This window comes from Micromonospora sp. WMMD710, from assembly GCF_029626045.1.
Taxonomy (GTDB): domain Bacteria; phylum Actinomycetota; class Actinomycetes; order Mycobacteriales; family Micromonosporaceae; genus Micromonospora.
Window position 1 is genome coordinate 638,505 of record NZ_JARUBD010000001.1, and the last position, 12,893, is coordinate 651,397.

At 73.0% G+C, this 12,893-nt stretch carries 13 protein-coding genes; 2 read left to right on the forward strand and 11 right to left on the reverse strand.

What is annotated here, in order from left to right; all coding sequences use genetic code 11:
- Nucleotides 1-37 precede the first annotated feature (37 nt).
- From O7620_RS03085 to O7620_RS03105, 5 genes are all read right to left on the reverse strand, one after another.
- Nucleotides 38-1,264: an IS110 family transposase gene (locus O7620_RS03085; RefSeq protein WP_278121797.1), complete on the reverse strand. Its 1,227-nt coding sequence runs from the start codon at nucleotides 1,262-1,264 to the stop codon at nucleotides 38-40.
- A 457-nt stretch (nucleotides 1,265-1,721) separates the two neighbouring features.
- Nucleotides 1,722-2,921 carry an IS110 family transposase gene (locus tag O7620_RS03090; protein WP_278126835.1) on the reverse strand — a complete coding sequence of 400 codons (1,200 nt, stop codon included), beginning with the start codon at nucleotides 2,919-2,921 and terminating at the stop codon, nucleotides 1,722-1,724.
- Between the two features lie 284 nt (nucleotides 2,922-3,205).
- A complete protein-coding gene (locus O7620_RS03095) occupies nucleotides 3,206-4,288 on the reverse strand; it encodes a polyprenyl synthetase family protein (RefSeq protein ID WP_278121798.1) in 1,083 nt (360 codons plus the stop codon).
- A 9-nt stretch (nucleotides 4,289-4,297) separates the two neighbouring features.
- A complete protein-coding gene (locus O7620_RS03100) occupies nucleotides 4,298-4,690 on the reverse strand; it encodes a helix-turn-helix domain-containing protein (RefSeq protein ID WP_278121799.1) in 393 nt (130 codons plus the stop codon).
- A 374-nt stretch (nucleotides 4,691-5,064) separates the two neighbouring features.
- Complete coding sequence (locus O7620_RS03105) at nucleotides 5,065-5,844, reverse strand: GntR family transcriptional regulator (RefSeq protein WP_278121800.1); 780 nt, start codon at nucleotides 5,842-5,844, stop codon at nucleotides 5,065-5,067.
- A 51-nt stretch (nucleotides 5,845-5,895) separates the two neighbouring features.
- On the opposite strand from O7620_RS03105, the gene metF reads away from it, so the two are divergent.
- Both metF and O7620_RS03115 read left to right on the forward strand, forming a co-directional pair.
- A complete protein-coding gene (gene metF / locus O7620_RS03110) occupies nucleotides 5,896-6,813 on the forward strand; it encodes a methylenetetrahydrofolate reductase [NAD(P)H] (protein ID WP_151492142.1) in 918 nt (305 codons plus the stop codon).
- 21 nt (nucleotides 6,814-6,834) lie between these two features.
- Nucleotides 6,835-7,548 (forward strand): CDP-alcohol phosphatidyltransferase family protein, encoded by a 714-nt coding sequence (locus O7620_RS03115; protein WP_151492141.1) that lies wholly within the window; start codon nucleotides 6,835-6,837, stop codon nucleotides 7,546-7,548.
- Between the two features lie 59 nt (nucleotides 7,549-7,607).
- Here the strand turns inward: O7620_RS03115 and crtI are convergent, their stop codons facing one another.
- From crtI to O7620_RS03145, 6 genes are read right to left on the reverse strand one after another with little or no spacing between them, the layout of a single operon-like run.
- A complete protein-coding gene (gene crtI, locus O7620_RS03120; RefSeq protein WP_278121801.1) occupies nucleotides 7,608-9,095 on the reverse strand; it encodes a phytoene desaturase family protein in 1,488 nt (495 codons plus the stop codon).
- Between the two features lie 10 nt (nucleotides 9,096-9,105).
- Nucleotides 9,106-10,233 (reverse strand): glycosyltransferase family 2 protein, encoded by a 1,128-nt coding sequence (locus O7620_RS03125; protein ID WP_278121802.1) that lies wholly within the window; start codon nucleotides 10,231-10,233, stop codon nucleotides 9,106-9,108.
- Nucleotides 10,230-11,084, reverse strand: coding sequence for a carotenoid biosynthesis protein (locus O7620_RS03130; RefSeq protein WP_151492138.1), 855 nt, complete (start codon nucleotides 11,082-11,084; stop codon nucleotides 10,230-10,232). Before O7620_RS03130 ends, O7620_RS03125 begins: the two co-directional genes overlap by 4 nt.
- On the reverse strand, nucleotides 11,081-11,632 hold the full coding sequence (locus O7620_RS03135) for a GNAT family N-acetyltransferase (RefSeq protein WP_278121803.1): 552 nt from the start codon (nucleotides 11,630-11,632) through the stop codon (nucleotides 11,081-11,083). Before O7620_RS03135 ends, O7620_RS03130 begins: the two co-directional genes overlap by 4 nt.
- A complete protein-coding gene (locus O7620_RS03140) occupies nucleotides 11,629-12,366 on the reverse strand; it encodes a monooxygenase (RefSeq protein WP_151492136.1) in 738 nt (245 codons plus the stop codon). The genes O7620_RS03135 and O7620_RS03140 overlap by 4 nt, the downstream gene beginning before the upstream one ends.
- Nucleotides 12,363-12,851: a YbaK/EbsC family protein gene (locus tag O7620_RS03145; RefSeq protein ID WP_151492135.1), complete on the reverse strand. Its 489-nt coding sequence runs from the start codon at nucleotides 12,849-12,851 to the stop codon at nucleotides 12,363-12,365. Before O7620_RS03145 ends, O7620_RS03140 begins: the two co-directional genes overlap by 4 nt.
- Between the last annotated feature and the right edge of the window lie 42 nt (nucleotides 12,852-12,893).

Here is a 12,893-nt window from a genome sequence, read left to right on the forward strand (position 1 = left end):
GCGAAGCGGCGCGGGATGGGTGTTGTTGCGTGGTGCGTTAGGCGGCGAGGTCGAGGGTGACGCGGTAGCCGAGGGCTTCGAGTTGGTGGACGTGGTTGCGTTTGCGGCGTTCGGTGTCGGTGCGGCTGAGGTAGAAGTCGGCGCCGAGATCACGGAAGCCGGCTGCGGGGTCGGACAGAAGGTGCCAGATGATCGTCAGGACCGAGCGGCCGACCGCGACGATGGCGCGTTTGGCGCCGCGTCTTCGCGCGATGCGCCGGTAGCGTTCGCCGAGGAACGTGCTGGTGCGGGCGGCGGAGACCGCGATCTGTCCGAGGACGCGGGCGAGGTAGCGGTTGCCGTGCCCGGTTGATCCGGTGCCTTTGCGGCGGCCGGCTGATTCCTTGACGCCGGGCGCGAACTTGGCCCAGCCGGCGAGGTGGGCCGGGGTCGGGAAGCGGGTCATGTCCACGCCGATCTCGGCGATGATCGCGGCAGCGGCGGCCGGCCCGACCCCGGGGATCTCAAGCAGCCGGGCCGCCGCCGGGGCGAAAGGGGCCAGTTGCGCCTCGATCCGGGCGTCGACCTCGCGGATGTCGGCCTCGACCTGCTCGACGCGGGCGATCATCTTGCCCAGCAGGAACGCGTGATGATCGGTGAAATGACCGGTGAGAGCTTCCTGCAGGGCGGGGATCTTGCGGCGCAGGCTGGAGCGGGCCAACTCGGCCAGGGTGTGTGGGTCACGCTGCCCGGCGATCAACGCCGCCATCATGGCCCGCCCGGACGTGCCGAACAGGTCGCTGACCACGACCGACAGTTTGATCTGCGCGTCTTCGAGCAACTTCTCCGCCCGGTTGCGTTCCGCCCCCGCCTCAGCGATCAGATCGACCCGGTAGCGGGTCAGGTCCCGCAGCATCCGGATCGGCGCCGGTGGCACGAAACTCGGCCGGATCATCTGCCGTTCGGCGACCTTGCACAACCACACCGCGTCCAGCTTGTCGGTCTTCGGCCGGCCCGGTAGGTGTTTGACGTCGCGGGCATTGACCAGCCACACCTCGAACCCGTGCGCTTCCAACAGGTAGAACACCGGCTTCCAGTAGTCACTGGTGGCCTCCATAACCACCCGGGTTACCCCCAGCGCTGCCAGGCGCTCGGCCAGCCCGATCAGTGATCGGGTCATCGTCGGATAGGTCCGCACCTCCTGCAGCCGCCGTCCGGGCTTCGCCTCGTCCGGAACCCGTGCGCAGCACACCAACGACGCCTTGCCGATGTCCAACCCCGCCACACGCGTGATGATCTGCTCTTCATCCTGGGCCTGTTCCAGCAACCGAAACCCTCCCCACCAGCGCGAACATCAGGGCGGTCGCCCGCGGCAGCCACAGAACGGGTGAATCTAACTCGCGTGCTCGCAGCAACAGTGAAAGGCCCACAACGCGACTACCAGCGTCCGACTAACCCACGACCTCACACGGACCAAGGAGCGACGACGTCAGCGAGCGACCGACACGATTTTCAGCCCGGAACGGGCCACCTCGCCAGAGGCGACAAGGACTAACCCCGCGCGCCCTCCCGCGCGCTCCCGCCCCCCGGCTCTTTCCGCGCCCTCGCGCGCTCCCGCCCTTCTGCGTCGATCATGAGGTTGGCGGCGCGACACGCCGAGGCGGACGCCGCTAACCCCATGATCAACCGCCGGAGGCTGCCGGAGGCCGCCGGAGGGCTGGGGGGTGTCCCTATGGGTTTCGTCAAGCTGCGATCGGTGCGGTGGGGCGGGGTTGGTAGGGGATCTTGTCGCGGAGCATGGCGAACAGGACGTCGCAGCGGCGTCGGGCGAGGCAGATGAGGGCGGCGTTGTGGCGTTTGCCTTCGGCGCGTTTGCGGTCGTAGTAGGCCCTGTTGACGGGGTCAGCGAGGGCGGCGAACGCGGCGAGGAAGAACGCGCGTTTGAGGTTCTTGTTGCCGCCGCGGGGTGGGTGTTCGCCGCGGATGCTGCTGCCGGATCGTCGGGTGACGGGGGCAAGCCCGGCGTAGGCGGCGAGGTGCCCGGGGGTGGCGAAGGCGGTTCCGTCGCCGACTTCGAGCAGGATCCGGGCTGCGGTCCTGACGCCGATGCCGGGCATCGAGGTCAGGACCGGGGCAAGAGGGTGCGCATCAAGCATCCTCTCGACCTCGACGGCGACCTGGTCGCGTTGTCGTAGGACGTCGCGGAGGCTGTCGGCAAGGCGAGGCAGGATCGTCTCCGCCGCTGCAGTGCCGGGGACGGTGACGGTTTGCTCGTCCAGGGCGGTCATGATCTGCTCGACGAGCCGCTCTCCCATGCGGGGCGCGTGCACTGCGGCGATCGAGAGCAGCCTGCGGCGGCCGGACTTGCGCAGCCCGATCGGACCGCCGCAACGCGACAGCAGCTCCAACACGGCCTTGTGCTGGACTTTCGGGCCGAGGACCCGTTCCAGGGCGGGGTGGATCTGGGTGAGCAGTCCCCGGATGCGGTTGGACACCCGAGTGGCTTCGCCGGCGAGGTCGTCGTCGAAGCCGACCAGGACTTCCAGCTCAGCCAGAGCCTCGTCGCCGACGTCGACCCGCCGCAGCGTATGCGGCAGGGTGCGCGCCGCGTCGGCGATGACGTAAGCGTCACGCGCGTCGGTCTTCGCCGAACCGGGGTGCAGATCAGCGATCCGACGCATCGCTAGGCCGGGCAGGTAGGCAACCTGATGCCCACACGCCCGCGCCACCGCGACCGGCAAGGCGCCGATCGAGGCCGGCTGGTCGACCACCACCAGAACCGCACCGTGACGGGCGAGTTTGTCGAACAGTTGCCGCAGCCGGGCCTCGGTGTTCGGCAACGGCGCATCGTGCAGCCGCTTGCCGTCCGGGGCCAACCCGACCGCGTGGTGATCACCTTTACCGACGTCCAAACCCAGGAAGACGCCGTATCCGTCGTGCACCACACCCGCCTCCACGCATCGATCCGTGGCCCCGGCCGCTGGTCAGCGTCGGACTGCCGGCAGCCACGTTACGAAGAGACCTACCCCAACACGGGTGGCCGTGTCCCTATCAGCGGTCCGCCGACGCCACCCGACCCGGCGACAACACCCCCCGGATCATCCGAACGACAGGGGCAGGAAGTCATACCGGGCCGGGCGACCGAGGGTCCCCGGCTGGGGACGATCAAAAAGGTAACGGGCGCGGGAGGGGCGCGGGAGGGTGCGGGGTTGGCTGGTGTCCGCGGTCAGTCGGCTCGGCGGGTGGCCGCTATGGCCAGGTCCACCAGGGCCTGGCGGGCCTCGGTGTCCAGGTCGACAGCCGTGAGGGCCGCCAGCGCGGTGTCGGTGAGCGTGACGATCCGCTGCTCGGTACGGGCCAGGGCGCCGCTCGCGGAGATCAGCTCGCGCAGCCGGCCCACCCCCCGCTCGTCGAGCTCGGGGTCGCCGAGATGGCTGAGCAGCAGCTCCCGGCCGGCGTCGTCGAGGGCCTCCACGGCCGTCGCCACCAGGTAGGTGCGCTTGCCCTCGCGCAGGTCGTCACCGGCCGGTTTGCCGGTCAGCGCCGGGTCGCCGAAGACACCCAGCACGTCGTCGCGGAGCTGGAACGCCTCGCCCAGCGGCAGCCCGTACGCCGAGTAGGCCGTCCGCACCTCCGGCGTCGCGTCGGCCAGCGCGGCACCGAACAGCAGCGGGCGCTCGACCGTGTACTTCGCCGACTTGTACCGGGCGACCTTGCTGGCCCGCTCCACCGAGGTGTCCCCGGTGACCTGGGTCAACACGTCGAGGTACTGCCCGACGGTGACCTCTGTGCGCATCTCGTCGAAGACCGGCCGGGCCCGGGCCACCGCCCGCAGGTCCAGGCCGGCGGAGTGCAGCAGCTCGTCGGACCAGACCAGGCACAGGTCGCCGAGCAGGATCGCGGCGGCGTCGCCGAACCCGTCCGGGTCACCGCCCCAGCCGGCCGCCCGGTGCCGGGCGGCGAACCGCCGGTGCACCGCCGGCTCGCCGCGCCGGGTGTCGGAGCGGTCCATCAGGTCGTCATGGATCAGGGCGCTGGCCTGGACGAACTCCAGCGCCGCCAGGGCGGTGAGCACCTGGTCGCCGTCCACCCCGCCGGCGCCCCGGAAACCCCAGTACGCGAAGGCCGGACGCAGTCGCTTGCCACCGCCGAGCACGAACGCCTCGATCGCCTCCGCCACCGGGACCAGGGCGTCGTCCACACGGGTCAACCGGGCCCGCTGGCCGGCCAGGAACTCGGTGAGAGCCTTGTCGACCCGCTGCCGCAGGCCGGCACGGTCGACGGGAGAGACGGGAGCAGCGTGGGTCACGCCACGACGCTAGCGGTTCGCCACTGCCCCCGCCCCACCGCCACGCGTAGTGCCGCCGGGCCGTACGCCGGCACCGGCCCGCCCGGCCGGCCGCGCGGCCGCCGCGCTGCGCCGGCCCGGCCCGGTGGCCGCGGGCGGTCCGGCCCGCCGGGTGCGCGCGGCCGCCTCGGTGAGGACCGCCGCCGGTACGTCCAGCACGACGGCGAGCCAGCCGAGCCAGAATTCACCGGGTACGCGTCGCTGCCGTTCCCACCGGGAGACCTCGTGACGGCTCAACGTTGCGACGCCCGCCGCCGCGCACAACTCGGCGGCGGCGCGTCGCTGACTCCACCCCCGGGCCAGCCGATGCCGGACCAGCAGCGGCCCGAGCTGGGTGCGGTGCGGCGGTGCGGGCGAGATCATGGGGTCCTCCCGGGCGGAACGTCGACGCGGTGACAACCCCGCCCGCACGACGGGCCGGGCTCACCTCGGTTGCGTGACCCCACTCCGGAACCGGGCCACCCCCGCCGCCCCTCCCGTGCCCCCCTTCCTACCCCCGGGGTACGACGACTTCCCCCGCCTTTGGCGGTGCTGCCGCGGTGAAGGTGGGGCTGCTGGCATCCCGTGAGCTCCGCCCCAATGAGCGGCTTGCGTTGGTCGCTTCCGGCGCTCACACCAACCGCGACGGGGACGCCTGGCAATCCACGGGCTTGCGATCTTTGAGATCAAGTCCTACGGCGAGAGGCTGACGTTCCAGCGCCCGGTTGGAAATTGCGTCAGCTCAGGAGCGGAATTGTTTAGGTAAGATCGATCCAGTAGTCCAGATCCACCAGATCCGCACGCCTGACGATGTGTGCCACCTCGACCACGCGCTCGCCGACATACGTCTGTCGAGTGATCACCACGACGTGAACGCCGCCAGGGATCTGTAGAGACTCAATCTCATCCGGCGTCGGCATCCTCCATCGCGGTCGCTCGCGGATGCCAGTGACGGTATGCCCGAGGCTGTATAGCTGTGAGGTGTTGCCACCCGGCCAGGGCTCGTTCTTTGGGTCGGCTACCGGGGTGCCGGCGACCATGTCGAGCAGCAGCGACGAGACGGACATCTGTTGCGGCACGCCGTGAGTGCGGAACAGGAAATGCCGCTCCAACAGCATCGTCCCTTGCTCCACCCCGAACAGCTTGGCCATGGGATCGGTAGCCGGCACCTCGACGTAGCTCCTGTCGAGGCTGTAGGCAGACCACTCAACCTGCTGGTCAGCAGTGAAGGACGTTCCGAGCTCGCCGCTGCGAACCTGCTCCAGCTCTTTGCGGTACCTCTCGGAAGCGAGTCGACGCACGGGCATGTTCGGACGGGCGTAGGTGCCTCGTCCAACCTCTGTCATCACCAAGCCCTCTGCCCGCAGTAGCGCCAACGCTTCACGAACGGTCCCGCGCGCGACTGCGAACTCGGCCATCAAGGTCGATTCACTGGGCAGCAAGGAGCCGGGGGCGATCACGCCGGCCTCGATTAGTTTGTGGAGTTCGCCGTAGACGGCCTGGCTGCGCCGCAGGGGCGGATCGACCGACTCGTGCACGACGGTGGGAAGCTCCTGGGTCCCGATGGCGCCGCCCGCTAGAGTCGGGTCGTGGCGCTTGGTCTTCCCTCGGTACTCCCCAATCCGCAGCCGGCGATCGGGGAGCTCATCCGTGACCGCCAGCCGACCTTCTCATTCGAGTTCTTTCCGCCCAAGACCGAGGCGGGGGAGCGGCTGCTCTGGCAGGCGATCCGCGAGCTGGAGTCGCTGCGCCCGTCGTTCGTGTCGATCACCTACGGCGCGGGCGGTTCGACCCGGGACACCACGGTGGCGGTGACCGAGCGGATCGCCACCGACACCACCCTGCTGCCGATGGCCCACCTGACCGCGGTCAACCACTCCGTCGCCGAGCTGCGGCACGTGATCGGCCGGCTCGCCGGGGTGGGCGTGCGCAACGTGCTCGCGGTGCGCGGTGACCCGCCGGGCAACCCGGGCGGCGAGTGGGTCCGCCACCCCGAGGGTGTGGACTACGCCGAGGACCTGGTCCGCCTGGTCCGCGACTCCGGTGACTTCAGCGTGGGCGTCGCGGCCTTCCCGTACAAGCACCCCCGCTCGGCCGACGTGGCCAGCGACACCGCGCACTTCGTCCGCAAGTGCCGTGCCGGCGCCGAGTTCGCGATCACGCAGATGTTCTTCGAGGCCGACGACTACCTGCGCCTGCGTGACCGGGTGGCCGCCGCCGGTTGTGCCACCCCGATCCTGGCCGGGGTGATGCCGGTGACCCAGATCGGCACCATCGAGCGGTCGGTGCAGTTGTCCGGGGCACCCTTCCCGCCGGCGCTGGCCGCTCGCTTCGAGCGCGTCGCCCACGACCCGGAGGCGGTCCGTCAGCTCGGCGTCGAGCAGGCCAGCGAGATGAGCCGTCGGCTGCTGGACGAGGGTGTGCCGGGAATCCACTTCATCACCCTCAACCGGTCCACCGCCACCCGCGAGGTCTGGCAGAACCTGAAGGCCGGCGCGCGGGCGTGAACGCGCGGTCCGCGACACCTGATGCCCGGTAGGACGGTTGATCCTCAGGTGGGCACACAGCTGAACTGGGATCAGTACGCCACGGCGTGGGCGCGGTTGCACGGCGGCTTCGACCCCCGGACCGCCGCGCCGGTGGTACGCGCGTGGCTGCGGTTCGCGTACCACGTCGGGTATGTGCTGGGCCGGCTGCGGGTCGGTCCCACCGCGGTCACCGTGGCCGGGGTGCTGCTCTGCTTCTGCGTACCGCTGCTGGCGACCCGACCGGCCGACGGGCCGTTCCTCGGCGCGCTGTTCGTGCTGTTCGCGGCCGTGGCCGACAGCGTGGACGGCGCGGTGGCGGTCGCCACCAGCCGCACCACGCGGCTCGGCTACGTCTACGACTCGCTCGCCGACCGGCTCGGTGAGGTGGCGTGGCTGCTGGCGTTCTGGCTGGTCGGCGCGCCGGGCGCGCTGGTCGTCGCGGGCGGCGCGCTGTCCTGGCTGCACGAGTACGTGCGGGCCCGCGCGGTCTCCGCCGGCATGCGCGAGATCGGCGCGGTGACCGTGGGCGAACGCCCCACCCGTGTCTCGGTCGCGCTGGTCGGGCTGCTGGTCGCCGGCCTGGCCGGGCTGATCGAACCGGACCTGGCCGCCGGCACCATCACCATGGCGACCGCGGTGTGGGTGCTGCTGGCCGGCTTCGGCCTGGGGCAGCTGCTGTCCACCGTCCGCCGCGCGCTGATCGACGCCGGCTGAGCGAGCCAGCCGGCTGTGTAAGCCAGCCGGCCGAGTGGGCCAGCCGGTGAGTGGCGGGCCTACCAGGCGGGGCCGATCTCGTCGGCGACGATCTGCGCGGAGAGGGTCACCATCGGCAGCCCGCCACCGGGGTGGCTGGAGCCGCCCACCAGCCACAGCCCGTGCGCCGGGCCCCGGTTGGCCGGGCGGAGCAGCCCGCCGGCGGTGCCGTAGATCGAACCGCCCGGCGCCCCGGTCGCCGCGTCCAGATCGGCCGGTGTGCGGACCTCGCGGAACAGCAACCGGTCGCGTACGTCGACGCCGCGCTGCGCCAGCACCTCCAGGATCCGGTCGGCGTACGCGTCGGCAAGCCCGGGGCGGCGCCAGTCGACCGCGCCCGCGGCGGTGCCCTGCCGGGCGGCGTTGACCAGCACGAACCACGCCTCGTGCCCGGTCGGTCGGACCATCGGGTCGTCGGCCACCGTGACGAACACCGTCGGGTCGACGGCCGGCCGGGCCCGTACGCCCCGACCGGGGTCGCCGAAGACGGCGTCGAACTCCGCGTCGTAGTCGTGGGGGAAGAAGACGTTGTGGTGGGCGAGGCCGGTGCTGCCGGAGACGCCGAGCAGCAGCACGAAACCGGCGAGGCTGCGGTCGGTCAGCACGGCCAGTCGACGGGAGTGCGGCAGCAGGTCGCGGTAGACGGTGATCGCGTCCACATTCGCCACCACCACGTCGGCGGGCACCGGCGCGGCGACGCCGGCGAGGCGTACCCCGTGCACCCGGCCTCCGGTGGCGTCGATGCGGGTCACCGTGGTGTCGGTCTGCACGACCACACCGAGGTCCAGGCAGCGGGTCAGCAGCGCGTCGGCGAGCGTGCCCAGCCCGCCGCGCAGGTACCAGCCGCCGAAGGTCAGCTCGGCGTAGGGGACCGCGACCAGCGCCGCCGGCGCCCGGCGCGGGTCGGCGCCGGTGTAGGTGGCGTACCGGTCCAGCAGCATCCGCAGCCGGGGGTCGGACAGGTGCCGGCGGCCCAGCCCGCGCAGGGTGCGGCCCGGGGCGATGGCGGCCAGGTCACCGAGCCGCCAGGCCAGCGACGCGAGGTCGCGCGGGGAGTCGACGCTGCGGCGCAGGATGTCCCGCTCGGAGGCGTGCCACACCCGTGCGGCCCGGCGCCACAGCCGCTGCCAGTCGGCCGCCGCCCGGTCGCCGAAGGCCGCGCCGATCCGGGTGGCGAACTCCACCGGGTCGGCGCACGAGTCGAGGGTCGGGCCGCCGCCGGGAAAGACGTGCCGGACGATCGGGTCCAGCGGGACCAGGTCCAGGTATTCGTCGAGTTTCGCCCCGGTCGCCTCGAACAGGTCGTGGAAGACCTCGGGCAGCGTGAGCAGGCTCGGCCCGGTGTCGAAGTGGAACGGCCCGGCCGGGGTGTCGTGCAGGTACCGGCCGAGCTTGCCGCCGACCGTCTCCGCCCGCTCGAAGACCGTCACCTGGTGCCCGGTGGCGGCCAGCCGGGCGGCGGTGGCGAGGCCACCCACCCCGGCGCCGACGACCACGATCCGCGCCATGCCGCGCCTCCTAGCTGACCGGGCGGCCCCGCCAGGTCAGGCGGCGTCGCTTTCGCAGATGGTACGACCGCAGGGTCAACCAACCGAGGACCACGACCGACACGGGGTGTGCGAACGCGTCGGGCCACCACCGACCCCCGGTCGCCCGCGCGGTGAGCACCCGCCCGAGCACCCCGAGCAGGTAGCCGGCCAGGCCCACGGCGGCCACCCCCGGCGCGCCGGCCGCCGCACCCACCAGCGCGACCAGCGGCGGGGCGGTGTAGAGCAGCAGCAGCGACGCCACCACGGCCGCCGCCGCGCCCGGATGCCCGAACGACGCCCAGAGCGACTTCGAGTACCCGTCGCGCAGCTGCGGCCAGTCGTCGTACATCCGGCAGGCGGCCAGCCGGGAACCGTCGGCCAGGGCGATCCGCCCACCGGCCCGCTTGACCGCCCGGGCCAGCTCGACGTCCTCCAGGATCTTGTCGGCGACCGCGGCGTGCCCGCCGGCGGCGGTGTAGCCGGCCCGGTGCACCACCAGGAACTGCCCGCCCGCCGCGGCCAGCGACGGCCGCGGCGAGCGTTCCATCGCGCGCAGCGGCAGGAAGGTCAGCCAGAGCCACTGCAGCAGCGGCTGGACCAGCCGGTCGGCCGCCGTCGCCACCACGATCCGTGGGTACGGCGACAGCAGGGTCGCGCGGGCGGCGCGCAACTCGGTGACGGCGGCGGCCACCGCGTGCGGGGCGAGCACCACGTCGGCGTCGACGAAGACCAGCGCGGTGGCGCTCGGGTCGGCCCGGGTGGCCAGCTGCCAGCAGGCGTGCGGCTTGCCCAGCCAGCCCGGCGGCGGGGCGATCCCGTCGAGCAGGGTCACTCGCGGATCGTCGCCGACCACCGCGCGGACCACGTCGGAGGTGCCGTCGGTGGAACCGTCGTCGAGGACGACGACGCGCAGCCCGGGCACCCCGCGCTGGGCGAGCAGGGCACGCAGGCAGGGCGTGACCCGGGCGGCCTCGTCGCGCAGCGGCAGCAGCACGGCCACCGGCTCGTCGACCTCGTCCGGCCGGTCGGTGGGCCGGCGCAGCCAGCGGGCGGCGTTGAGCCAGGTGTGCGCGGTCAGCGCGGCGACGGCGAGCAGCAGGGCGAGCAGGACGGTCATCGGGTCGCGTCGACGCCGGTACGGTGCGGCTGGCGGTCCTCCCGGGCCGCGTCGCCGGCCCGCCGGGCGCGCAGCAGGGTCACCGTCAGCGGCACGGCGGTCACCGCCATGCCGGCGGCGCCCCACAGCGCCGAGGCGGGCAGGTCGAGGAAGACCGCGTGGGCCAGGATGCTGGAGAAGTACGTCCACAGGTAGAGCGCGACCATCGGGTCGTCGCGCCGGCCGGTGTGCTCGGCGGCCGGCCCGGCAAGCGGGCGCAGCGCGCTCATCAGCAGCACCGCGAAGAGCAGCCAGCCCAGGTAGTTGCTGACCGGGATGCCGGGCAGGCCGGGCAGCGCCGGTGTGGCGTCCCGCCAGACCCAGTAGCCCTCGGCGACCATCTGCGGGTCGAGGAAGAGATCCCAGGCGGCCAGTCCCACCGTGGCCAGCGCGATCCGCCCCGCCCACCGGCCGGCCGGCACGCCACCGCCGGGCGTCGACCCGCCGCCACCGGTCAGCCGGACCGCGGCCAGCCAGGCCGGCCAGGCCATCCAGGTCCAGGCCAGCGGGATGATCAGCGGCACCCCGGCCAGCTTGGGGCCGAGCTCCCCGGAGTAGTCGTAGCTGCCGAACGGCACACCGGTGGCCACCCCGATCGCCTCGATCGCGAACCCGCCGCCGGTGGCCACCGCGACCAGCGCCGCGGCGACCCGCGGACCCCTGCTGAGCAGCGCGTGGCCCACCGAGAGCAGCCAGCCGAGCACGACCGTGGCCACGGTCAGCCCGGCCCGGGTGGCGCCGGTGGTCAGCGGGTAGCAGATCTGGGCGAGCACCAGGACGGCCAGCAGCGCCCAGGAGATCCGCCGGGTCATGACGCGGGGGGATCGAGGGGCAGGTCCCGACCGAGGACGCCGAACGGCCGCTCGTCGCCGGGGAAGTGGAAGTCGCGCAGCACGTCGACGAAGCCGAACCGCCGGTACAGCCGCCAGGCCCGCGAGGTCTGCTCCTCGGCCTCCGGGGTGGACAGCAGCGTCGTGTCACCCTCGGCCATGCCGAGCAGCGCCCGCAGTTGACCGGCGCCCAGGCCGTGCCCCTGCGCTGGCGGCCGGACGTGCAGTTCGACCACCTCGAAGCAGTCGGTGAGCCACCGCTTGCGGGTCGGGGCGTCCAACGCCCGGTACACCTGGTCGTGCCACCACTGGCCGGCGGCGCCCAGGTAGCCGTAGCCGAAGCCGGCGAGGTGACCCTCGCTGGTCAGGCTCGCCACGGCCCGGAAGCCGGGCCGGCGGACGTGGGTGGCGATGTAGCCGCGCCGGGCCTCCAGCAGGTCGGTGCGGTATCCCATCGCCTCGCCGTAGACGGCCACCACGTCGTCCAGCCGCCGGACCAGATCGTCCGGCGTCCAGCGCACCAACCTCATGCCCGTCCACCCTTCACCGTTTCCGGGCCGCCGTCGGCGACCCACCCGAGCACCGTCCGGTCGCCGACCACGTCGCGCACCTCGAACCGGGCGAACAACTCCTCGGCGTACCAGCCCGCGGTGGGGGTACGCATGATCGCCGCCCGGTGCTCCGGGTGACGGTACGCGAACGCCACCAGGTCCGTCGGGTCGCGCCACACGCTCACCGTGCCCTGCCAACCCAGCGGCGCCTCGCCGACGCCGAACCGGGCCAGCAGTCCGGGTGCCTCGTGCAGGGCGGCGGCCACCGGGGGGACCGCCCGCCAGAAGGTGGCCGCCCGACGGGCCCGCAGTCGCGCCCGGGTCAGCGCCAGCACCGGCCCGGTGACCCGTCCGCCCGGCGGGTCGCCGAACGGCCGTTGACCGGACCACTCGCCCCGGCTGCTCAGCGGACGCAGGTCGACCCGGACGGAGGCGCGGGCGATCCGCGCCCAGGCGCGCCCGACCGGCGAGTCGTCGAACCCGTCCGCCGCGGCGGGGGAGTCCCAGACGGTCAGTGCCGCCCACCGGGTGAGGTCGGCGTCGCCCGGGCCGAAGCCGGTGCCGGTTCCGGTGCCCAGCAGCTTGCCGAACCGGACGCCCGGCAGGGCACGCAGCCGGCGCGGGTCCATCGCCATCCGGGTCAGCGCCCGGGGCAACGCGCCGCGGGAGATCCGCCACACGTGCAGGGTGACCAGGTCCGCGGGCTTGCTCACGCCACCTCGGCCGGGGTGCCGGCGGTGACCCGCAGCAGTTCGGTGTAGGTGGTCGGGAAGACCGCCTGGGGTACGCCGCCCGCGGCCCAGATCTCCGGGTACGCCGCCAGCGCCGTGTCCACCAGGGTGCGCAGCGCCTGCGGGTGCCCGAGTGGGGCGACCCCGCCGATCGGCTGCCCGGTGTGCGTCCGGACGAACTCCGGGGTGGCCCGGCGCAGCCGGGTGACCCCGATCGACGCGGCCAGGCCGGCGGTGTCCACCCGGTGCGCGCCGGAGGTGAGCACGAGCAGGGGCGCGTCGTCCGCGTCGAAGATCAGTGAGTTGGCGATCTGGCCGACCTCGACGCCGAGCGCCTCGGCGGCGGCTGCCGCGGTGTGCACCGCGTCGGGCAGCAGGCGGACGGTGCTGGGCTCACCGGTGCCGTCGAGCGTGCCGGCGGCGGTGAGCGCGTCCTGCACCGCCCGTACGTTCGGGTGTGGCTGCATGAGGACATTCTTCCCGGTCCGCCGGTGTCGGTTCACCCCGGT

Coding starts and splice junctions, on each gene's coding strand:
- crtI (WP_278121801.1), bottom strand. CDS start 9,095: ATGGCGCGGATCGTGGTCGTCGGCGCCGGGGTGGGTGGCCTCGCCACC.
- O7620_RS03130 (WP_151492138.1), bottom strand. CDS start 11,084: ATGACCCGGCGGATCTCCTGGGCGCTGCTGGCCGTCCTGGTGCTCGCC.
- O7620_RS03125 (WP_278121802.1), bottom strand. CDS start 10,233: ATGACCGTCCTGCTCGCCCTGCTGCTCGCCGTCGCCGCGCTGACCGCG.
- O7620_RS03100 (WP_278121799.1), bottom strand. CDS start 4,690: ATGATCTCGCCCGCACCGCCGCACCGCACCCAGCTCGGGCCGCTGCTG.
- O7620_RS03115 (WP_151492141.1), top strand. CDS start 6,835: ATGCCCGGTAGGACGGTTGATCCTCAGGTGGGCACACAGCTGAACTGG.
- O7620_RS03135 (WP_278121803.1), bottom strand. CDS start 11,632: ATGAGGTTGGTGCGCTGGACGCCGGACGATCTGGTCCGGCGGCTGGAC.
- O7620_RS03145 (WP_151492135.1), bottom strand. CDS start 12,851: ATGCAGCCACACCCGAACGTACGGGCGGTGCAGGACGCGCTCACCGCC.